Raw genomic sequence first — 21,452 nt, forward strand, 5'->3', positions numbered from 1 at the left:
TGATCGGGGCGCCCGCAGGATGTGGCGGCGCGCCCCTCGGGGTGCGCCACTGTCCGCACCGTCGTCCCACCGGAGGCCGCCATGCGCCTGTCCCGAGGCGTTCCCCTGCTCGCCGCGCTCCTGACGGGTCTCACCGCCCTCGGCCCCGCCGCGCCCGCCGGCGCGCACACACCCGGCCACTGCGCCCGCCAGGACCGGCTCCACGTGCCGGGCGCCGAGCACCAGGAGACCGCGTGTCTGCCGGATCTCACCACCGCGGGGCTGGCCGGCACCCCGTACACCGACCTGGCCGACCAGGCCGGCCTCTCGGCGAAGGGCACGGTCAACCCCTCGGGCGTGCCCGGAGTCCAGATCGACGGCTACTTCCCGGACGGCTCGCGGCTGAACGCCACCCACGGCTGGGCCCATGACGCCCAGTTCGTCATCCGGCTGCCGGACCACTGGAACGGCGGCCTGGTCGTGACCGGCGCACCCGGCACCCGCCGCCAGTACTCCACGGACGCGCTGATCTCCGACCAGGTGCTCGCCCGGGGCTTCGCGTACGCGGCCACGGACAAGGGCAACACCGGACCGGACTTCTTCACGGACGGGCGGGAGCCCGGCGACGCGGTCGCCGAGTGGAACCGCCGGGTCACCGAGCTCACGAGGGCCGCGAAGAAGGCCGTGCGGCAGCGGTACGGGGCGGGCCCGCGGCGCACGTACATGACGGGCATCTCCAACGCCGGCTACCTCACCCGCTGGCAGCTGGAGAACCGGCCCGAGCTCTACGACGGCGGCGTGGACTGGGAGGGCGTGCTGTGGACCACCCGCGGCCCCAACCTCCTCACCAGCCTGCCCGTCACGGTCGCCCGCCACTTCGGGTCGGCCACCGACGAGGACCTGATCGGGGCGGGCTTCGCGCCCGGCTCGCGCTTCCTGTGGCCGTACCACGAGAAGGCCTACTGGGGACTGACGCAGAAGATCTTCCGTGCCGAGTTCGACCCCTCGTACGACCCCGCCTGCCCGGGCACGACGGCCGGTTCGACGGTGGAGGAGCTCCTCGCGCCGTGCGCCTCGGACGCGTCGTACGCCTACCCGGCGCGCCCCGCGTCCGTGCGGAGGGCGGTGGCGAAGGTCGCGCTCACCGGCCGGATCGGGAAGCCGCTGATCACCCTGCACGGCGACCTGGACACGCTGCTCCCGATCGCGACCGACTCGGACGTGTACGCGCGGATGATCGACGCCCGGGGCCGGGGCGCCCTGCACCGCTTCTACACGGTCCAGGACGGGACGCACACCGACGGTCTGTACGACACCTACCCGGACCGGCTGCGGCCGATCCTGCCCTGCTACCGCTCGGCGTTCGACGCGCTGACCCGGTGGGTGGAGGCGGACGTGACGCCGCCCGCGGACGGGCTGGTCGCCCGGCCCGCGAGCGGTGACGTGGTCAACTCCTGCGCGCTGGGCCGGGGCCGCGATGCGGACGGAAGCCGTGCCCCGGGCCGGAGTTGATCAGACCATCTCCAGGGGACGGTGCGGCTCCGCCGGCAGCTCGACCCGGATCGAGTCGCCCGGCCGCACCTCCCCGCCGGCCAGCACGACGGACATGACCCCGGCCTTGCGGACGATCTGCCCGTTCTCGTCGCGCCCGAGGACCTGCTTGAGCAGCCCGTGGCAGAAGGCGTCGATCTGCGCACACGGATTGCGCAGCCCGGTGACCTCCACGACGGCCTCCGCGCCGAGGTGGAGCCGGGTGCCGGTCGGCAGGCCGAGCAGGTCGATGCCACGGGTCGTGACGTTCTCGCCGAGGTCGCCCGGGGCGACCTCGAAGCCGGCGCCGGCCACGTCGTCGAAGAGCTCCGCGTGGATCAGGTGGACCTGGCGCAGATTGGGCACGGTCGGGTCCTTGGCCACCCGCGAGCGGTGCTTGACCGTGACCCCGGCGTGCACGTCGCCCTCCACGCCCAGGCCGGCGAGCAGCGTGATGCTCTCCCGGTTGGGCTTGGTGAACGAGTAGACGCCGTTGCTGCTGACCGTCGTGACGGTGCCCTGGACCGTGTCTGCGCTCATGAGACGCATTCCCCCTCGCGGTGATGTCGCGGCCCGACCTTACGCGAGGCCCTCGAGGCGCAGCGGGGCACCCACCTCGTGCAGGTGGCCGAGCGCCTGCCGGTAGGAGTCGACGAAGCCGGTCTCGGTGTACGGAATGCCGAGCGCCGCGCAGTGCGCGCGCACCGCGGGCTGGGCGAGGCGCAGATGGGGGCGCGGCATGCTGGGGAAGAGGTGGTGCTCGACCTGGTAGTTGAGGCCGCCGAGGAACCAGTCGGTGACGGCGCCGCCGCGGATGTTGCGGGAGGTGAGGACCTGGCGCCGGAGGTGGCCCCAGGAGTCGCCGTCGGGGTGGGCGTCGGGCATCTCCATGCCCTTGTGGTTGGGGGCGAAGGCCATGCCCAGGTGGACGCCGAGCAGCATCTGGTGGAGCAGCGCGAAGACGAGGGCCTGGAGCGGGCTCAGCAGGGTGAGCAGCAGGGTCACGTAGCCGGCGAGGTGCGCCAGGAGCAGGGCGCCCTCGACGAGGCGCTCGCTGCGGCTGCGCCAGGGGCCGGTCCGGGAGACCAGGGCCTGGATGCCGTACACCTTGAGCGCGATGCCCTCCAGGGTGGTCAGCGGGAAGAAGAGCCAGGCCTGGTGGCGGGTCAGCCAGCGGCGCAGTCCGGTGCGGTCGGCGGTCTGGTGGGCGGCGAAGACGAGGACGTCGGCGGCGACGTCCGGGTCCTTGTCGAGATGGTTGGGGTTGGCGTGGTGCCGGTTGTGCTTGTCGTTCCACCATTCACGGCTCATGCCCAGGAGCAGGTTGGCGTGGACGAGCTGGAGGATCCGGCCGAGCCTGCGGTGGTCGGTGATCTGGGAGTGGCCGGCGTCGTGTCCCACGAAGGCGGCGCGGGCGGAGAACAGGGCGAGCGGGAGGGCGAGCGGCAGGGCCCACCAGGACGGGCCGATGAGCGCGAGGCCGGTGAAGACCGCGGCGAGACCGAGCAGGTTGGCCACGATCCCGCGGGCGTACCAGGCCGGGCGGCGTTCGAGGAGGCCCTGTTCCCTGACGGTGCGCAGGAGCGGGGCGAACTCGCTGCCGGCGCCCTTGTCCTGGGCGCCCCTGCGGGGGCGCCGGGCGGGACTCGGCCGCCCGCCCGGGTCTGCGGCAGAAGGCGCGGTGAGCGTCGCGGTGGCCTGGGGCATGGCGGTCTCCGGGTTCCGAGGAAGGGTCCGTGGAAGAGGCCGTCGCGCGGGCCGCGCCGGCTCCATGAAACCTACGGATCGGTGATCGTCCGGGACCATGGCGTCACCACCCGGAGCGGGTCGGGGGGGCGCCCCGGGGGCGGGGGTGGGGCCTTCCCCACCCCCGCCCCCGGCCCCCTCCACGTCGCGTGACGTGGATCACCGAGCGGGGGCACGCGGGGCGGTCCGGCTTCCTGTACCCTCGGCCGCTCGACCTAGTAGTCAAATTTGAGGAATGCGTTGTCGCAGTCTCCGTCGCAGTCGCCCTCGTCCTCGCTCCACCCCGATGAACTCGCCCGCCGGTCCGTCCTCTTCCTGCCCGCCGATCCGCCCCGCACGGGCCGGTTCGCCTTCTGGTCCCCGGACGCCGCCCTCGGCGCACCGACCGCGGACGACGCGACGCCCGCCACCCTGACGGTCGTCGACGACGGCGTCCGGACCGTCACCGTGCCCGCCCTCCTGCTGTCCGTACGGGACGCCCTGCCCGTCCTCGCGCGGGCCCGCTTCGCCGAGGACGCCGCACCGTCGGCGGCCTTCTGGGGCGCCGCCTCGCTGTTCGCGCTCGACCTGGTCGCCCGGGGCCTGCTGCTCCCCGGACTCACCGAGGGCGATCTCGACGCCTGGCGGGTCGGGCCGCTCGGCCCGGAGGACCTGGCCGCCCTGCGCGACCTCGCCGCCTCCATGCCACCGTCCGCCCACGCCGTACCGCTGCCGGAGCCGGCCGAGGACGGCGGGCCGCTGCTGCCCGAACCCGAGTTCCTGCTCAGGGCGTTCGCCGACGCCGTGGCCGACACGCTGCCGCGTACCCCGGCAGCCCCGCTGGCCGCCGGCGGGCCCGCCTTCGCGGCCGACGAACACCACGACCCGCAGTCCCTCCCGCACCAGCGGGCCTGGGCGGCGGAGGTGGCGGCGGGTCACGACGCGGGGGTGCGGCTCTCGCTGCGCGTGGAGCTCCTGACCGACGGGCCCGCCGACGTGACGGAGGCGGGCCGCGGAGACGCCGGGACGGAGCGGGCCGGCGCCTACGCCGACGGGTCCGCACCCGCCTTCCGCGTGGTCCTCCAGATGCACGCCGCCGCCGACCCGGCCCTCGTCGCGGACGCGGCCGAGGTGTGGGCGGGAACGACTCCGGCCGGCGCGGCCTTCGGCGCGCGGGCCCGGATGGACGCACTGCTCGCGCTGCGCCGTGCGGCGCGCGCGTGGCCGCCGCTGTCCCCGCTGCTCACGGCCGCCGTGCCGGACGCCGTCGACCTCGCCGACGAGGAGATCGCCGAACTCCTCGGCCCGGCCGCCCGTGCGCTCGCCGCGTGCGGCGTCCGCGTGCACTGGCCCCGCGAGGCCGCCCACCGGCTCACCGCCCGCGCGGTGATCGGACCGCCCGACCAGGACGGCTCCGGGTCCGGCTCCCGCGACCGGGGCGACGCGCTGCCGTCCTTCCTGTCCGCGGACGCCCTGCTCGCCTTCGACTGGCGCTTCGCGATCGGCGACGAGGAGCTCACCCGCGCCGAGCTCGACCGGCTGGCCGAGGCCGGGCGCCCGCTCGTCCGGCTGCGCGACCAGTGGGTGCTCGTCGACCCGGACGAGCTACGCCGCGCCCGGGAGCAGCGGGACCGCAAACTCACCGCGGTCGAGGCGCTGGGCGCCGTCCTCACCGGCAGCACCGAGATCGACGGTCGCCCGGTCGAGGTCCGGGCGACCGGCTGGATGGAGCGGTTGCGGGAACGGCTCGCCGACCCCGAGGGCGGCGCACAGGAGATCGCCCAGCCCGCCGCCCTCGCCGCCACGCTGCGCGACTACCAGCTGCGCGGCCTCGGCTGGCTGCACCGGATGACCTCGCTCGGGCTCGGCGGCTGTCTCGCCGACGACATGGGCCTGGGCAAGACGATCACACTGATCTCCCTCCATCTGCACCGGCGGAGCGACCCCGAGACGGCCGGCCCGACCCTCGTGGTCTGCCCCACCTCCCTGATGGGCAACTGGCAGCGGGAGATCGAGAGGTTCGCGCCGGGCACACCCGTGCGGCGCTTCCACGGCGCGTCGCGCACCCTGGAGGGACTCGCGGCGGGCTCCCCCCACGCCCCCGCCGACAGCGGCTTCGTCCTCACCACCTACGGCACGATGCGGCTGGACGCCGCCAGTCTCGCCGAGGTGCCGTGGGGGCTGGTCGTCGCCGACGAGGCGCAGCACGTCAAGAACCCGTACTCGGCGACCGCGCGCGCCCTGCGCACCATCGGCTCGAAGGCGCGCGTGGCGCTCTCGGGCACGCCCGTCGAGAACAACCTGTCCGAGCTGTGGGCGATCCTCGACTGGACCACCCCGGGGCTGCTCGGCGGGCTCGGCGCGTTCCGTACACGCTACGCCTCCGCCGTCGAGGGCGGCGCCGATCCGGGCGCGGCCACCCGACTCGCCGCGCTCGTCGGGCCGTTCCTGCTGCGGCGGCGCAAGTCCGATCCGGGCATCGCGCCCGAGCTGCCGCCCAAGACCGAGACCGACCACGCCGTGGCGCTCACCAAGGAGCAGGCGGGGCTGTACGAGGCGGTGGTGCGCGAGACGCTGGCCGCCGTCGCCGGGGCCGACGGGATGGAACGGCGCGGCCTGGTGGTCAAGCTGCTCACGGGGCTCAAGCAGATCTGCAACCACCCCGCGCAGTACCTGAAGGAGGACCGGCCGCACATCGGGGGCCGCTCGGGCAAGCTGGAGCTGCTCGACGAGCTCCTCGACACGATCCTCGCCGAGGACGCGAGCGTGCTCGTCTTCACCCAGTACGTGGCGATGGCCCGTCTGCTCGAGGAGCATCTCGCGGCGCGCGGCGTGCCGGCCCAGTTCCTGCACGGCGGCACGCCGGTGGCCGAACGCGAGGCGATGGTCGCCCGCTTCCAGGCCGGCGAGGTGCCCGTCTTCCTGCTGTCCCTGAAAGCGGCGGGTACCGGCCTCAACCTCACGCGGGCCGGTCACGTCGTGCACTACGACCGGTGGTGGAACCCGGCCGTCGAGGCCCAGGCCACCGACCGGGCGTACCGGATCGGGCAGACGCAGCCCGTACAGGTCCACCGGCTGATCGCCGAGGGCACGATCGAGGACCGCATCGCGGACATGCTGGAGCGCAAGCGGGCGCTCGCCGACTCGGTGCTCGGCTCGGGCGAGGCGGCCCTCACGGAGCTGACCGACGCCGAGCTGGCCGAACTGGTGCGCCTGCGCGGGGAGGACGGACGATGAGCGGGTACGGGAACGGGCCGGGGAACGGCGACGGCGAGGAGCGGACCTTCGCGGCGCTGCCGCCGGTGCAGGGCGGTGCCTTCGCCCGGACCTGGTGGGGCCGGGCGTGGCTGAAGGCACTGGAGGACACGGCCCTCGACGGCCGGCAGCTGAAGGCGGGGCGGCGCCACGCGCGGGCCGGAGCGGTCGGCGCCGTGTCGGTGCGGCCGGGCCGGATCACGGCCGTGGTGCAGGACGGGAACGGCTCGGCCCACCGCAGCGACGTGCTCCTCCAGGAGCTGTCCGAGGAGGAGTGGGACCGGCTCGTCGACCTCGCGGCCGACAGTGCCGGCCACATCGCGGCCCTCCTGGACCGGGAGATGCCGCCGCACCTCGTGGAGGACGCGTCGGCCGCCGGGATCGAACTGCTGCCGGGCATCGGCGATCTGGAGCCGGAGTGCGGCTGCGAGGCGTGGGACCACTGCCCCCACACGGCGGCCCTGTGCTACCAGATGGCGCGGCTGCTCGACCAGGATCCGTTCGTGCTCCTCCTGATGCGGGGGCGCGGGGAGCGGGCGGTCGTCGAGGCGCTGCAGGAACGCAGCGCCGCGCGGGCGGCGGGCGTCGAGGAGGCCCATGGCGCGCCGCACCCGGGTGAGGCCGCGCGGACCGGTTCGGGCGTGTCGGCCGCCGAGGCCTTCGCGGCTCGCGACATCCTGCCGCCGCTGCCCGCCCCACCGGTTCCGTCGGCGGCTCCGGGCGGGCCGCCGTCCCTCGACACCGAGACCGACCCGGAACCGGGGATCGACCCGGCGGCCCTGGAGTTCCTCGCCGCGGACGCCGCGGCCCGGGCGCACCGTCTGCTCTCCGGCGCGGCCACGCCCGGCGAACCCCCGCTGACGGCTGCTCAGGACGCGGTACGGCTCGCCGCCGGCGCCCCGGCCCCGTGGATCGCGAGCCGCCTCGCGGAGGGCTCCGGGCGCACCCGGGCCGGCCTCGACCTCGCCGTACGCGCCTGGCGGCTCGGCGGTCCGGCCGCCCTGACGGTCCTGGAGGAGGAGTGGACCCCGGGCCCCGAGGCCCTCCGACGCGCCGAGGCCCGACTGGCGGAGGCCTGGGAGGGGGACGAGCACCCCGTTCTCCGGAGGTCCGGCCCCGCCCACTGGACGGTGGTCGGCTCGGACACCCAGCTCCGCCTCGGCGAGGACGGCCGGTGGTGGCCCTACCGCAGGGAGGGCGCCCACTGGGCCCCGGCGGGCCCGGCGGAGCACGACCCGGCTGCGGCGCTGGCCGGGGCGGTGCGGCCGGCGCCGTAGGCGGGCGCGGGACGGGGTGGTGCGGCGCCGGAGGCAGGGGGGTGCGGACCGCCCGGGTGCGGACGGGGCGCGGGTTCCGGGCGGGACGGCAGCGGTGGGGCCTCGTCCCGGCGGCGTCACTGCAGGCGCGTGGTCAGCTTCCGGCCCGTTCCGGACGGGACGGCCAGGCTGCAGGCGACCGTGTCGGTGCCCAGAAGGTAGCTGGTGCGGTAGGGGTACTGGACGAAGGTCGTCCAGCGGGTGCCGAGCGGCTGATCGGCGGCCTTGAGGCGCAGCGGCCCCCGGCACAGTGCGGCCGCCGCGTCCCGGACGGCCCGGTCGTCGGCGAAGCGGCCCGAGAGGCGGAGCCGCGCGACGAGTTCCGCGTCGTGCGGCGTGTCGCAGTTGCGGCGGACGACGGTACCCAGCGCGTCGCGGTCGATGTCGAAGCAGGCGCCGACACGCAGCCCGTCGTACGGCGTCGGGGCGGGGGACGTCGCGGCGCGGCGGGGCGCGGTCGGCCGCGGCCGTGGGCGCGCGGTTCCGGAGGGCGCGGCGGGGGCGGTGGGAGAACCGGAGGCCGGCGTGTGCGTGGGGCCCGGGCCCGTGCGGGGTGGCGTGGTGCGGCGGGCCGTGCGGGTGGGCAGGGGCGAGGGGCTCTCGCCCTGCGCGGAAGGCTGCTGCCCCACGCCCGGGGCCTCCGCGTCAGCCGGGTCGCCGTCCGACGCGTCCTGCGTGTCGGAGCCGGTGACGGCCGGACCGGACGGCGTGGCGCGCACGTCGCCGTCGCCCGGACCGCCACCGCCGTGTGCGGTGACGGACAGGGCGAGGATCGCGGCGAGTACGGCGACCGGCAGGACGACGACGCCCGGCCGTCTCGGCGGCCGGGCGTCGCGGGACGGGGATTCCGTCGACGGGCGGAGCATGGGATTCAGGGTCGCCCGCCTGCGCGCGTGTGGCGAGCGATACCGGTGAGTTGGGCCCCGCTCGTACAGAACCGTGACAATCCCGCAGCTCGCACGAGACCCGGAGCCCGCCGCACGTGTGCCTACAGACCCAGCTGGCGCTCGGCCGCGTCGACGGTCTGCGCGAGCAGTACCGCGATGGTCATCGGGCCGACGCCGCCGGGGACGGGGGTGATGAGGGAGGCCCGCTCGGCGGCGCTGTCGAAGTCGACGTCGCCGACGTTGCCGGGGTTGTAGCCGGCGTCGACGACGACGGCGCCGGGCTTGATGTCCTGGCCCTTGATGAACTGCGGCTTGCCGACTGCGGCGACCAGGATGTCGGCCTCGCGGATCGCGGCGGGCAGGTCGGCGGTGCGGGAGTGGCAGTAGGTGACGGTGGCGTCGCGGCCGAGCAGCAGCAGACCGGCCGGCTTGCCGAGGATGGCGCTGCGGCCGACGACCACGGCACGCTTGCCGCTGAGCTCGACGTCGTACGCGTCGAGCAGCCGCATGATGCCGCCGGGGGTGCAGGACGCGAAGCCGGGGAGGCCGAAGCCCATGGCGGCGAACGAGGCCATGGTGACGCCGTCGACGTCCTTCTCCGGGGCGATCGCCTCGAAGGCGGCGCGCTCGTCGATGTGCGGGCCGACCGGGTGCTGCAGCAGGATGCCGTGGACGTCGGGGTCCTCGGAGAGCGCGGTGATCGCCGCGACGAGCTCCTCGGTGGTCGTCTCGGCCGGGAGCTCGACGTGTCGGGAGCGGATGCCGGCCTTCGCGCAGCGGTTCTGCTTCATCTTCACGTACGTGACGGAGGCCGGGTCGGCGCCGACGAGGACGGTCGCGAGGCAGGGGGTGACGCCGGTGCGGCGGGTGATCTCGGCGGCGCGTACGGCGGTCTCCTCGACCGTGCGACGGGCGAGCGCGGTGCCGTCCATGAGGCGTGCGGTGCTGGTGGACATGGGCCACTCCTGGGCGTCGTCGAGGAACGGGGTTCGCCCAGGCGCACGGCTGCGACACGTCCGCGCGGGAGCCGCGCGTCCGCCGGGCCGCTCCCCGGTGGTGATCCACCTCAAGCGCCAGTCACGGCCCGGGCACCACTGTACGTGACCGGGTCGTGCAGGCTCCGGTCGGGGCCGTGTGCGGCCTGCCCGGCGACCTGTCGGCGGGCCGCCGGGGAACGACGACGCCTGGGTGACGAACGGCTCGCCGGGGGCCGAGTCGCACGACGGATGGGCCACAGGGACGGAGGCCGCCGGGGCGGCGGGAGACGCCGAGCGGCCGGGCCGCAGGGCGACACCCGGCCCCCGGGAAGTGCCCGAGGCGCGGCGCTTCCCGGCAGTGGTTCCCTCGTGTCGGCAGGAAGGCGGCCCGTGATCCTGAGAGGCTGGTGGGGTGCGTGATCGGATGGGGCTGGCCGAGGTCCTGGCAGCGGCGGAGAAGGCCGCGCCGGTGGACTCCCTCAACGTCGTGGCACGCAATCTGCGCGACCGGTTCGGGGCCCGGTCCGTGTCGTTCCTGTTCGTCGACGTCGCCGGCCGGCGCATGGTGCGGGTCAGCGAGGAGGCGACCGCACGGCAGGAACGCGGCCCCGACCGCATTCCCCTCGCCGGCAGTGCCTACGACGAGGTACTGCACGGCCAGAAGCTGGTCCACCTGCGGGTCGACGGGCAGGGGTACCGGGTGCTGGCCCCGGTCACCAACCGCGGTGACACCCTCGGGGTCCTGGAGCTGTTCCTGCCTCGCGTCGCCCCGGAGGTGCTGGAGCAGATCGAGGAGGCCGCACACGCGCTGGCGTACATCGTCGTCACCGATCGCCGCTTCACCGACCTCTACCACTGGGGCCAGCGCACCACCCGGGTCAGCCTGGCCGCGGAGATCCAGCGTCAGCTCCTGCCCTCGTCCCCCTCCTGCGAGGCCTCCGAGTTCGCTCTCGCCTGCGCCCTGGCACCGGCCGACAACATCGCCGGGGACACCTACGACTACGCCCTGGACCGCGAGACCCTGCACCTGTCCGTCACCGACGCCATGGGTCACGACGTCGATGCCGCGCTCATGGCCACGCTGGTCGTCAACGCCTCCCGGGGCGCTCGCCGGGCCGGCGCCGGCCTGGTGGAGCAGGCCGGCGAGACCCATAAGGCCCTCCTGGGCCACGGCCGGGGAACCTTCGCCACCGGCCAGTTGCTGCGCATCGCCCTGGACGGGAGCGGCGCCCGGCTCGTCAACGCCGGCCACCCCTGGCCACTGCGTCTGCGCGGGGGTCTGGTCAGCGAGATCCCGCTGCACGCGGACCTTCCCTTCGGCATCACCACGCAGGGCCGCTACCGGGTCCAGGAGCTGGATCTTCGCCCCGGTGACCGCCTCGTGCTCTATACGGACGGCATGCAAGAAGGCCCGGCCGAGGACCTCGACCTCTCCGCTCTCATCAGTGACACCGCCACCGAGCACCCCCGCGAGGTCGTACGCCACCTCATCGGCGCGGTCGCCGACGTCTGCGAGGGTCATCTCCCCGACGACGCCACCGTGCTCTGCCTCGACTGGCACGGTCCCGTCCCCCAGGCTCAGAGCCACGCCCGGACAACGGTTCAGGACCGTGCAGCCGTGGCTGCACGGTCCTGAACGTGTCACTCGACCCTTACTCACCGGGCGCTTCGGCCCGGGGCGGGAGTCAGGCGGGGTTGATGTTCTCCGCCTGCGGGCCCTTCTGGCCCTGGGTGATGTCGAACGTCACGGTCTGGCCCTCCTGGAGCTCACGGAAGCCCGAGGAGTTGATCGCGGAGTAGTGGGCGAAGACGTCCGGGCCGCCGCCGTCCTGGGCGATGAAGCCGAAGCCCTTTTCCGCGTTGAACCACTTCACAGTTCCGGTAGCCATGTCTGATGCCTTCCAGTCGATGAACGCCTCCCACCAGGTGGTGGAAGGCGGAGGTGATCGCCCTGGTTCCTGCGGCACAGCACAGCAAAACGCCCACGCCCGAGGCGTGGGCAAAGGGAACTTCCGAACCACGACAGCTGCCACAGACGGTACACGCCCGGACACGCTCCCACCACAGGAAACGAGCACACGTCGTGGATCTTGTGCGGGCAGGCCCGCCGCGGGGCGGCAGGCGCACCCTCGGTCAGGCCGCCGTCGGATCCGCCGATCGGGCGGCGCGGCGGTAGGCGGCGTTGATGCGCCGGGCCTCTTCGAGCTGGTCCTCGAGGATGACGATCCGGCAGGCGGCCTCGATCGGGGTGCCCTGGTCGACGAGCTCGCGGGCGCGGGCGGCGACACGCAGTTGGTAGCGGGAGTAGCGGCGATGGCCGCCGGGCGAGCGCAGCGGCGTGATCAGCCGGGCCTCGCCGATGGCGCGGAGGAAGCCGGGGGTCACACCGAGCAGCTCGGCGGCCCGGCCCGTCGTGTAGGCGGGATAGTCGTCGTCATCGAGACGTTCGTAGGGAGTGTCTGCCGTCATCGCACCTCTTTCGTGGAACGCGTCGAGGGGCCCGGGTGCGGTACCGGCACCCGGGCCCCGAAGGAACTGCTACACCATCTGCCGGCCCTGATTCCGTGCCGGCCTTCTGTGTCCGCGGACCCGACCTGGCTGCTGTCGGGCGTGCGGGGATCGCGGTTGCGTGACCGGAGACCACCTCGCTATCGATGTCCTGCGGTACCCGGGCTCACTGCACCGCCCGGGCGATCCTGATGGCGTTGGCTCCTCCGTTCTTCCCTCTGGATCGATCACTTGCCTCACGGGAACTGCGAACTGCTGGTATTTCAGGTACTGCTGATGGCCTCTCAGAGCGCCATCCCGGCAGCCGGCCCCGTCGCCCGTCCTGCGTCTGCTCGGGCTGGGAATCCCCTACCGAACCCCGATGCGCGCGTCCGCAGCCGACGCCTTCACCAGGGGTACCGCATCCTTGCCTCACTGCTGGGTGCTGCGTTCGCGGGTGCCGCATCTGCCATGACGGCGGCCCCGGCGCGGCGGCCCCTGATCACTGCGGGCCACCCGGTCCGGCCGTCAGCCCCGTCGCCGTCCTGCGAAAACCCTGGCTTCGGGACTCCACCGCCGTACCGTCCTGCAACTGCGTGTCCTGCTGGTACCACGTGCCGGCAGTTCTCCTCTGCCAGGCCCTGCTGTCCTTCTTGGCTACGGCAGAAACCATAGCCCTGCCGTTCCCCAATGTCTACTGCGGCCGCTATAGATTTTCGCGAGCGAGGCAATGAACTAATCGACCCCGGGCAGCGAGCCCCACGGGGCGCGAGGTGCCGCCCAGGAGCGACCGTCGCGGGGTGGGCGATCAGGACGAGCCCTCGCACTCCGGCAGGGCCGGCAGTCGGAGCAGGCGCGGGACGGCGAGGCGCCGGGGCGGTCGCATCCCGGCCACTGCGAGGCCGGCGGTTCGCGGCACCCCGGTCGCCGACCCTCGCGGCCACCGGGAAGAGCGGCAGGTGGGCACGGACACCTCGCGGCATCGAGTACCAGGAGTGCAACTTCTTTCACTCCTGGAAACCCTCGTTGAGCTGGACTTTGACATTCCGTCCGAAGGCGTGGCTGAAAATACTTGCAGCAACTTGCGTAAGTGTTTCGCGGGCGCCGAAGCTGCGCAGCATGGCAAACCTCATGCAGCAGATAGCGCGTCCCGTCGCTCTCGCCGCCACCGCCGCGGCCGGCCTCCTCATGCCCCTGACCGCCGCCCCGCCCGCCGTGGGTGACACCGGATCACCGGCTCCGGAGTGCGTGGAGTACGTCCAGAGCTGGCGCTACACCGACGTCCACAACGGCTGCGGCGACGCCGTCTCCGTCACGGTCCAGTACACGAACGGCCAAGGGGCCCCGTGCCGGGCGCTGCAGCCCGGAGAAGGGGCGACCTTCGCCGGCTACGGATCGGACGGCAACTACGTCACGGGGCTGCGGACATGCGACCCCACGATCACCAGTCGTGCGGGCCTGACGAGCGGTTGACGCCTCGCACTCCACTGCCGCCTCGCTCGGCCACTGCCGCCTCGACCGCACCGGTGCCGCCGGGATTCCGGACGGCTGCGGGCGGTCCGGAATCCCGGACGGCTGCCCGCGGAAGACCATGCGGCCCGCGTGGACGCCGAAGGGGCCACACCGACGTACGCAGTGCGGCGTCCCGGCGCGGAAGGCGTGGGCGGGGCGGGGCGGACCGCCCGTCAGGTGGTGCGGGACAGGACGTCGGTGACGCGGCCCGATGCCCGGGAAAGCAGGATGCTTCGACGGGCGTCGGTCGGGTAGCGTGCGGGCCATGTCGAGTCCTGAGTCAGACACGGTGGGGGCTTTCGGTCACGCCGTCAGCCCCCTGAACCACTGAGCCCGTAGCCCTTCGTCACACCACCTTCTACGGTGGGACGGGTGTGCGCTCGGGGCTGGCCGCGGTGACGAGATGACCTTCTCGTGCCTCTCCTCACCTCGGAGCCCACTCGATGCCTCTCGCCTTGTACCTGCTTGCCATGGCCGTCTTCGCCATGGGCACCTCGGAGTTCATGCTCGCCGGCCTCTTGCCGGACATCGCCTCGGATTTCGACGTCACCGTCGGGACAGCAGGCGTGCTCACCTCGGCCTTCGCGACCGGCATGATCGTCGGCGCCCCCCTGATGGCCGCGCTTGCCCGCAACTGGCCCGGGCGCCCGGCCCTTCTCGGGTTCGTCCTCGTTTTCGCGGCAGCTCACGCCTTGGGCGCCGTCACCACGAGCTTCACCGTCCTGTTCGCCACCCGCGTCGTCGCCGCGCTCGCGAACGCGGGGTTCCTCGCCGTCGGCCTGACGGCTGCGGCCACTCTGGTCCCACCTGACAGGAAGGGACGCGCGCTGGCCGTCCTGCTGTCGGGAACGACGGTGGCGACGATCGCCGGTGTCCCCGGCGGGTCGGTACTCGGCACCACACTCGGCTGGCGGGCCACCTTCTGGGCAGTCGCCGCCCTCTGTCTGCCTGCGGCTCTCGGCATCCTGAACGGCATCCCCGCAGGACATGACAAGGACGAGGCGACCGACAAGCCGGCCTTGCGAGCGGAGCTCGCCCAGCTCGCCCGGCGGCGGTTGATCCTGGTGATGCTGATCGGCGCGCTGGTGAACGCGGCAACCTTCGGCAGCCTCACCTACCTCGCCCCCGTGGTGACCGACAGCGCCGGGCTGGGCGAGTGGTGGATCTCTGTCGCTCTGGTGCTCTTCGGTGCCGGTTCCTTCCTGGGCGTCACGGTCGCCGGACGCTTGTCCGACCGAAGCCCCGGACCGGTCATCGCGATCGCCGGTCCGTTGCTGCTCATCGGCTGGCCGACTCTGGCGGTGCTGGCCGACAGGCCGGCCGCCCTGTTCACCCTCGTATTCGTGCAGGGCGCGCTGGCGTTCGCGCTGGGCAGCACGCTGATCACACAGGTCCTCTACGAGGCCGCGGGAGCCCCCACGATGGCCGGCTCGTATGCGACGGCGGCGCTGAACGTGGGCGCCGCCGTCGGCCCCGTCGTCGCTGCGGCCACGCTCGGCACCGAGGCCGGGCCCCTCGGACCGTTCTGGACCAGCGGGCTTCTCGTCGCGGTCGCGCTGCTCATCGCCTTTCCCCTCCTCACCGCCATCACGGCCGGCCGGAACACCAAGGTGCTGCGGTGACACATGCCCACGCACCCTCGACCATCGAGGACCACCGCGAGGTGGAGCGCTCCCAGCGCATCCTCGCCGACGAACTCCGGTAGGCCAGGCAGTGGTCCGCTGAAGCGGCACGGGCGCGGGCGATCGCGGTCTGGAAGGTCCCCCACGAGTACCACCGGCCTCGCACCGCCGCCGGTGACCGTCCTCCGGTCTCACGCCTCCACGCGAGCGCCGCCGGCGTCGTGGCCGGCAACACCTAGGCTGTGGATCATGACGAGTGCGGCGGAGCGGATGGCGCGGGCGTTCGACGCCCTGTCGGGGGACTACGACGACGCGCACCACGACATGATCGCGTCTGAGCTGACCGACTGGCTGGCGCCGACGCATGACGAGGCGGTGGCGGACGTCGCCTGCGGCACGGGGGCGGTGGCGCTGGCGGTGGCCCGCCGCCGACAGGAGCCGAGGCCGGCGACGCCGGTGCTGGCGATCGATCTGTCGGCCGGGATGGTGGCCGCAGGGCAGGCCCGGGCGGAGCGGGCCGCCGTCGCCGGCAGCATCGACTGGCGGGTGGGGCCCGCCGTGCCGCTGCCGGTGGCCGACGACTCGCTCGACCTGGTGCTCTGCGCGTCCTCGCTGCACTTCCTGGGGAGTGCCGCCCTGGCCGACTGGCGGCGCGCGGTCCGGCCCGGCGGCAGGATCGGCTTCAGCCTTCCCCTGGCCTCGGGGTTCCGGCCCGGCGGGGTGTTCGCCGACCTGGTCGCCGCCGACCTGGCGCTGCCCGGGACGGCCGGGGACGCGGTCCGGCTGGCCGGGACGGCCGGGCTCGCCGCTCCGGCCGCGCGGGAGCTCCGGCTCGGCGCCCGCGCCGTCGTACTGGTCCGGGGAACCGTGCCCGGCGCCCCTGGCCGTGACGCGGTGGCCACCGCGGCCGGAGAACCCCTGCTGTCGCACTCCCCCGCGCCGCTTGGTTCCTCTTGATCTCCGCGGTACCGGAGCGCCGGCACGTCTCCTCACCCGACGCGGTCTCGCCGTGGACCCGCTTCCGGTCGTGCTCCCCGGCCTCGTCCGTGCCGGTGCCCGTGACGGTGCAGTCGACGCCGCCCGCCGCTGCCGAAGGCAGAGTGCCGGCGGCTGCGGTAGGACAGCTCGCCGGCACCGCTGCCCTGCCGGCGCCCTCCCTCACCGGAGCGGAAGCCGCATTGCGCGGGGGTCCCGCCGGCAGGTCGGAGGGGTGTGCTCGGGCGATCGGGATGCTCGGTAGCGTGATCAGCTGGTGCATGGAGGGTCCATGCGTCCGGACGGTCCCCGCCGGGGCTTCCGGCGAAGAGTGATGAGGCTGCGATGAGCGAACTGACGAAGCCCGAGGTCGACGTTCCGGAGGGTGACGCTCCCACCGAACTGACCGTCCGGGACCTGGTCGTGGGCGACGGGCCCGAGGCGAAGCCGGGCATGGTGGTCCGGGTGCACTACGTCGGTGTCACCTTCGAGTCCGGCAAGGAGTTCGACGCCTCCTGGGACCGGGGCCAGCCCTTCAAGTTCGCCCTGGGCGGCGGCCGGGTCATCAAGGGCTGGGACCGGGGGGTGAGGGGGATGAGGGTCGGCGGCCGGCGCGAGATCATCGTTCCCCCGCGTCTCGGCTACGGCAAGCAGTCGCCCTCGCCGCTGATCCCCGCGGGCTCCACCCTGATCTTCGTGGTGGACCTGCTCTCGGTCTGAGGCAGGCCCGCGTCCGGTGTCCTGCGGAGGTCCGGCGCTCCGCCCGGCCGTCGGCCACGTCAGGGACGCACCTCCGCGCGTGCGGGACGCGTCGACGCTCGGGGCACGCCGAACGGGCGCTTGCACTCCCGGCCGTCACAGGATCTCGGCACGTGCCGTGGGGCGGTGGCGGGCTCGGCGAGAGGATCGTGCAAGCAGTCTTTGTGCCTCGATGAGAGGCCGGGCGGCGGACCTCTGCGGCGAACGAGCCCGGGGGCGGGACGGCCCCGGGCTCGCCGGACTCGGCGGGACGCTCACAGAGGACCTCACGCGGAGTACTTCTCCCGGAGCCGTTCAGATCCCCGGCACGGTGTTCTACGGTCTCCTCCATGCGAGCTCCGCTGCTGCACGGGCGCTGTCCCGGACTGACCGGTGCGCTTCCCTTCCTCCCCCTGGGCGAGGCGCCCACGCCCGTTCGGCCGCTGCCGGGGCTGGGCACCCGCGCCGCACTGTGGGTGAAGGACGAGAGCGGATACGGCGACGGCGGCTGGGGCGGCAACAAGGTCCGCAAGCTGGAGTGGCTGCTGCCCGAGGCCCGGCGGCGCGGCGCCGGAACCATCCTGACGGTCGGCGGCCTCGGCACCCACTGGGGCCTCGCGGTCGCCCGCTACGCACGGGAGACGGGGCTTGCGGTGGCCCTGGGCCTGATCGACCACCCCGTCGACGAGCATGTGCGGGCCCAGCTGGAGCGGCTGCGCGCCTCCGGTGCGACGCTGCACTTCCTGCACACCAGGACCAGGCTGATCCTGGCGGCGCCCTGGCTCTTCGCCCGGCACACCCGGGGCCGCTCCCTGCCGTACTACCTCCCGGCGGGCGGCTCCTCGCCGCTCGGCACGCTCGGCGCCGTCGAGATCGCCCTGGAGCTCGGCGCGCAGGTCGAGGGCGGGACGGTGCCGGAGCCTGCCTGGGTGGTCACCCCGGTCGGCTCCGGCGGTACCGCCGCAGGGCTGGCCCTCGGACTGCGGCTGGCGGGGCTGCGCACCCGCGTCCTGGGTGTCGTGGTCAACGACACCCTGAGGCTGGACTCCACCACCCTCCTCGGGCTGGCCCGCCGCTCCGCGGCCCTGCTCCGGAAGCGGGGCGCCGATCTGGGCGGCGCGGCCCCCGGCCCCGGCTCGATCCGCACCGAGACGGCCTGGCTGGGTGCCGGTTACGCGCACCCCACACGGGCCGGGGACGAGGCACTGGCCCGCGCCTCGGCACAGGCGGGCCTGACCCTGGAGCGCACGTACACCGCGAAGGCGCTCGCGGCCGTGCTCGCCCTGGACGCGGCCGGCCGGCTGGAGGGCGGCCCCGTGGTCTTCCTCCACACCCATGGACCGCGATGACGCGGGACTTCGGGGCGGGGGCAGGGCGCCGGGCCGCCCGGCGAGGGCGGGTCAGGCGCGCAGGACCCGTACTCCCGCCGCTGCGACGGCCGCTTCCTGCTCTTCGGTGAGCTGGTCGTCCGTGACGAGGTCGTGGATGTCGGACAGCGGACAGATGTCGGCGAAGGTGACCCGGCCCACCTTGCTGCTGTCCGCCAGGACGACGGCCCGCGCCGTGCTGCGCAGGAAGGCCCGGTCCGTGGTCGCCTCCATCTCGTCGTGCGTGGTGCAGCCCTCGCTCGCCGTCAGCCCGTCGACGCCGATGAAGGCGATGTCCAGGTGGTAGTGCGCGAGCATCCGCTCGGCCGCCGGTCCCACGAGTTCGTAGCTGGCCGACCGGCCGATGCCGCCGATGACCACGAGGCGGGTCTCGGGCCGGGCGATCAGCTCGGCCGCGATGTTCACCGCGTTGGTCACGATGGTGATGCCGCCCCGGTCGGCCAGCCTCCTCGCCAGTTCGCTCGTCGTCGTGCCGCCCGTCATCCCGACCACGGCGCCGTCGGGCACCAGGCTCTCGGCGGCGAGGGCGATCTGCCGCTTCTCCGCCTGACGCGTCTCCCGCCGCTGACGCAGGGGCACCTCCAAGTTGACCGCGCCGCCCCGGGTACGGTGCAGCAGCCCTTGGTCGTGGAGCTCCTGGAGGTCGCGCCTGACGGTGGCGGTCGAGACCTTCAGGAGGTCGGACAGCGCGTGCACGTCGGCGCTGCCCTCCTCGTTCACGTACGCAAGAATTCGGGCTGTGCGATCAGCTTTGAGCATGAGCGCAGTCTAGAGGGGGCGTCCGGCTGCGCCCTCGGCGCAGCTCCGGGCAGGGGCGTCCGCCGGGCCTGCGGGGTGGGGAGCGGTCAGGATCCGCAGGAGGCGCGCCACCTCCCCCGCCACCGCCTCGCGGCCGTCCCCCAGGTAGACCCGGGTGTCGACCAGCTCGGCCTCCGCCGCCAGACGCCTGCGGACCGCCTCGGTGAAGGCCTTGTTGAGGTGGGTCGCTATGTTGATCTTCGTCATGCCGTGCGCGACCGCGGCCGTCAGGGCTCCGTCCGCCACCCCGGAGGAGCCGTGCAGCACCAGTGGTACGGGAACGGCGGCCCGCAGGGCGGCGATCAGGTCGAGGTCCAGGGTCGCGGTGCGGGTGAGCATGGCATGCGACGTGCCGACGGCGACGGCCAGCGCGTCGACACCCGTGCGCGAGACGAACTCGGCGCCCTCCCGCGGGTCGGTCCTCGCCCCGGGCGCGTGGACGCCGTCCTTCCCGCCGACCTCGCCGAGTTCGGCCTCCACCCAGACGCCTGCCGCGTGGCACGACGCCGCCACGTCGGCCGTCGCCCGCACGTTCTCCTCGTACGGCAGGACGGAGGCGTCGAACATCACCGATCCGAAGCCCAGCTCGACCGCCTCCTCCACCAGTGACCGCCGGGTCGCGTGGTCGAGATGGACGGCCACCGGCACCGTGGCCGCCCGGGCCACCGCCAGGACCGCGGTGCCGATGGGTGCGAGACCCCGGTGGTAGCGCACGGCGTTCTCGCTGATCTGCAGGACGACCGGCGCCCCGGCGGCCTCCGCCCCGGCCACGATGGCCTGGGCGTGCTCCAGCTGGATGACGTTGAAGGCTCCGACGCCGCTTCGGCTCCGCAGGGCGGGTGCGACGATCTCTCCGGTTCCGACGAGGGTCACGATTCTCCTTGAGGGTGTGCCGGGTCGACTTCCCCGATCCGTACCGGGCCGGGCGTACGGCCGTGGCCGGCGGCACCGAAGCGGCCGGGCGGCCGGTGGGGACCGCTGCGCCGTTCCCGCCCACCGCCCGTGGCGGTCCACCCGGCGGCGTCCCGGGCGACGACGCTCACGGTGCCGGGCTCCGTACCGGCGCCGGCGGAGCGCGGGCATGCCGCCGACGGGGCGACGCGCATCCGGGTCACGGCTGGTCGAGGACGATGGAGCGGGTGAGATTGCGCGGGTGGTCGGGGTCGAGGCCCTGCCTGACCGCGAGGCCGACCGCCAGGCGCTGCGCGCGGATCAGGTCCGCCAGGGGGTCGAGCGCGGAGGTCGAGACCCTGGCACCGGTCGACTCGACCTGCCCGACGAGACCCGCCGGCGGTTCGCCGAGGAACCACACCAGACTGGCCGGACCGCTGACGCTGATCGGTCCGTGCCTGAACTCCATGGCCGGGTAGGACTCGGTCCACGAGGACGACGCCTCACGGACCTTGAGCGCGGCCTCCTGGGCGACGCCGCAGGTCCAGCCGGTGCCCAGGAACGTGAACTGCCGGGCGTCGAGGGCCCCTTCGGGCAGTGGCTCGTCCAGCGCCCGGCGTGCCTGCTCGGGCAGGTCGGCCGGTGCGGAGCCGAGGTGCGCGCGGAGCAGGACGAGCGCGGTGGTCGCGAACCTGGTCTGCACGACGGACTTCTCGTCCGCGAACTCCAGCGCGACCACGTGGCGCGCGGCATCGCCGACCGGGGTGCCGGGGTCCGCGGTGATCGCCACCGTCTCGGCGTTCCGTACGCGCGCGAGCGCAGCGAGCACCTCGGTGGTCGTACCGGAGCGGGTGAGGGCGATCACCCGGTCGTACCGCCGTGCGGCCGGGAACTCCGACGCCGCGAACGCGTCGGTCTCTCCCCTGCCGAGCGACTCGCGGAGCGTCGCGTACGCCTGGGCGATGTAGAGCGAGGTCCCGCAACCGACGATCGCCACCCGCTCGCCGGGAGCCGGCAGGTTCTCCGGTGCCAGAGCGAGGGCACGCTCCCAGCACTCGGGCTGGCTGGCGATCTCGTCGTCGACATGAGCCATGAAGTCCTCCTGCGCAAGACTGCACAATGGTGCGTGAAGTTGATCGATGTATAGTCCAGAATCTCAACTTTGCGCAATACTGCGCACACGGCGTTCAGGATCGAGCAGCGGGAGCAGCGGCGGCCCGCGCCCGTGCGAGGCCCGGATCTGCGCCGGTGCCCCGTCTGCGCCAGGATCCGTCCGGCCGCCGGGCACGCCGCGCCCCGGTGCGCGGCGACGCGGCCGCCCGGCGAGAACGGCTGCCCGCCGGAATCCGGAAGCGGGTGACCGGTCATTTCG

Annotated in this window: 18 protein-coding genes and 1 riboswitch; of the genes, 9 read left to right on the forward strand and 9 right to left on the reverse strand. The window is 73.9% G+C overall.

The genetic code is table 11. The features are described from left to right. Positions 1–81 precede the first annotated feature (81 nt). On the forward strand, positions 82–1,491 hold the full coding sequence (locus tag ACGF1Z_RS02040) for a tannase/feruloyl esterase family alpha/beta hydrolase (RefSeq protein WP_392998876.1): 1,410 nt from the start codon (positions 82–84) through the stop codon (positions 1,489–1,491). Here the strand turns inward: ACGF1Z_RS02040 and ACGF1Z_RS02045 are convergent, their stop codons facing one another. Next, positions 1,492–2,049, reverse strand: a complete 558-nt coding sequence (locus tag ACGF1Z_RS02045) for an MOSC domain-containing protein (protein WP_392998878.1) — start codon at positions 2,047–2,049, stop codon at positions 1,492–1,494. It lies immediately after the preceding gene. A 39-nt stretch (positions 2,050–2,088) separates the two neighbouring features. Further along, complete coding sequence (locus tag ACGF1Z_RS02050; protein ID WP_392998880.1) at positions 2,089–3,216, reverse strand: fatty acid desaturase family protein; 1,128 nt, start codon at positions 3,214–3,216, stop codon at positions 2,089–2,091. A gap of 279 nt (positions 3,217–3,495) precedes the next feature. Here ACGF1Z_RS02050 and ACGF1Z_RS02055 point away from each other — a divergent pair, with 279 nt between their 5' ends. Together ACGF1Z_RS02055 and ACGF1Z_RS02060 are read left to right on the forward strand one after the other, a co-directional pair. Beyond that, positions 3,496–6,471: a DEAD/DEAH box helicase gene (locus ACGF1Z_RS02055; RefSeq protein ID WP_392998882.1), complete on the forward strand. Its 2,976-nt coding sequence runs from the start codon at positions 3,496–3,498 to the stop codon at positions 6,469–6,471. Beyond that, complete coding sequence (locus tag ACGF1Z_RS02060; protein WP_392998884.1) at positions 6,468–7,766, forward strand: SWF or SNF family helicase; 1,299 nt, start codon at positions 6,468–6,470, stop codon at positions 7,764–7,766. Before ACGF1Z_RS02055 ends, ACGF1Z_RS02060 begins: the two co-directional genes overlap by 4 nt. Positions 7,767–7,882: 116 nt before the next feature. Here ACGF1Z_RS02060 and ACGF1Z_RS02065 read toward each other — a convergent pair whose 3' ends face one another. Further along, positions 7,883–8,671, reverse strand: coding sequence for a hypothetical protein (locus ACGF1Z_RS02065; protein ID WP_392998886.1), 789 nt, complete (start codon positions 8,669–8,671; stop codon positions 7,883–7,885). A gap of 122 nt (positions 8,672–8,793) precedes the next feature. Beyond that, positions 8,794–9,648 (reverse strand): bifunctional 5,10-methylenetetrahydrofolate dehydrogenase/5,10-methenyltetrahydrofolate cyclohydrolase, encoded by an 855-nt coding sequence (locus ACGF1Z_RS02070; RefSeq protein WP_392998888.1) that lies wholly within the window; start codon positions 9,646–9,648, stop codon positions 8,794–8,796. A 28-nt stretch (positions 9,649–9,676) separates the two neighbouring features. Then, a riboswitch (ZMP/ZTP riboswitch) is annotated at positions 9,677–9,783 on the reverse strand. A gap of 310 nt (positions 9,784–10,093) precedes the next feature. Here ACGF1Z_RS02070 and ACGF1Z_RS02075 point away from each other — a divergent pair. Then, positions 10,094–11,305 (forward strand): PP2C family protein-serine/threonine phosphatase, encoded by a 1,212-nt coding sequence (locus ACGF1Z_RS02075; protein WP_393000272.1) that lies wholly within the window; start codon positions 10,094–10,096, stop codon positions 11,303–11,305. Positions 11,306–11,354: 49 nt separating this feature from the next. On the opposite strand, the gene ACGF1Z_RS02080 is transcribed toward ACGF1Z_RS02075, so the two are convergent. Both ACGF1Z_RS02080 and ACGF1Z_RS02085 read right to left on the reverse strand, forming a co-directional pair. Continuing rightward, positions 11,355–11,558, reverse strand: a complete 204-nt coding sequence (locus ACGF1Z_RS02080) for a cold-shock protein (RefSeq protein WP_331907913.1) — start codon at positions 11,556–11,558, stop codon at positions 11,355–11,357. Positions 11,559–11,802: 244 nt separating this feature from the next. Continuing rightward, complete coding sequence (locus tag ACGF1Z_RS02085; protein WP_392998891.1) at positions 11,803–12,138, reverse strand: MerR family transcriptional regulator; 336 nt, start codon at positions 12,136–12,138, stop codon at positions 11,803–11,805. Between the two features lie 1,137 nt (positions 12,139–13,275). Here ACGF1Z_RS02085 and ACGF1Z_RS02090 point away from each other — a divergent pair. The 5 genes from ACGF1Z_RS02090 to ACGF1Z_RS02110 all read left to right on the forward strand — a co-directional run bounded on the left by ACGF1Z_RS02090 (position 13,276) and on the right by ACGF1Z_RS02110 (position 18,352). After that, positions 13,276–13,629 (forward strand): alpha-amylase, encoded by a 354-nt coding sequence (locus ACGF1Z_RS02090; RefSeq protein WP_392998893.1) that lies wholly within the window; start codon positions 13,276–13,278, stop codon positions 13,627–13,629. 482 nt (positions 13,630–14,111) lie between these two features. Further along, the gene (locus ACGF1Z_RS02095; RefSeq protein ID WP_392998895.1) at positions 14,112–15,290 is read left to right on the forward strand and encodes a Cmx/CmrA family chloramphenicol efflux MFS transporter; all 1,179 of its coding nucleotides are present in this window, start codon (positions 14,112–14,114) and stop codon (positions 15,288–15,290) included. 249 nt (positions 15,291–15,539) lie between these two features. Then, complete coding sequence (locus tag ACGF1Z_RS02100) at positions 15,540–16,247, forward strand: class I SAM-dependent methyltransferase (protein WP_392998897.1); 708 nt, start codon at positions 15,540–15,542, stop codon at positions 16,245–16,247. Between the two features lie 363 nt (positions 16,248–16,610). Next, complete coding sequence (locus ACGF1Z_RS02105; RefSeq protein ID WP_392998899.1) at positions 16,611–16,985, forward strand: FKBP-type peptidyl-prolyl cis-trans isomerase; 375 nt, start codon at positions 16,611–16,613, stop codon at positions 16,983–16,985. A gap of 368 nt (positions 16,986–17,353) precedes the next feature. Next, entirely contained in the window at positions 17,354–18,352 is a 999-nt protein-coding gene (locus tag ACGF1Z_RS02110; RefSeq protein ID WP_392998901.1) for a pyridoxal-phosphate dependent enzyme, read from the forward strand. Between the two features lie 51 nt (positions 18,353–18,403). On the opposite strand, the gene ACGF1Z_RS02115 is transcribed toward ACGF1Z_RS02110, so the two are convergent. The 3 genes from ACGF1Z_RS02115 to ACGF1Z_RS02125 form a co-directional block, all read right to left on the reverse strand. Further along, positions 18,404–19,150: a DeoR/GlpR family DNA-binding transcription regulator gene (locus ACGF1Z_RS02115; RefSeq protein ID WP_392998903.1), complete on the reverse strand. Its 747-nt coding sequence runs from the start codon at positions 19,148–19,150 to the stop codon at positions 18,404–18,406. A 9-nt stretch (positions 19,151–19,159) separates the two neighbouring features. Continuing rightward, positions 19,160–20,062, reverse strand: coding sequence for a ketose-bisphosphate aldolase (locus tag ACGF1Z_RS02120; protein ID WP_392998905.1), 903 nt, complete (start codon positions 20,060–20,062; stop codon positions 19,160–19,162). A 238-nt stretch (positions 20,063–20,300) separates the two neighbouring features. Further along, entirely contained in the window at positions 20,301–21,173 is an 873-nt protein-coding gene (locus tag ACGF1Z_RS02125; protein WP_392998907.1) for an SIS domain-containing protein, read from the reverse strand. Positions 21,174–21,452 lie beyond the last annotated feature (279 nt).

The sequence above is a fragment of the Streptomyces sp. NPDC048018 genome, from assembly GCF_043202995.1.
Classification (GTDB): domain Bacteria; phylum Actinomycetota; class Actinomycetes; order Streptomycetales; family Streptomycetaceae; genus Streptomyces.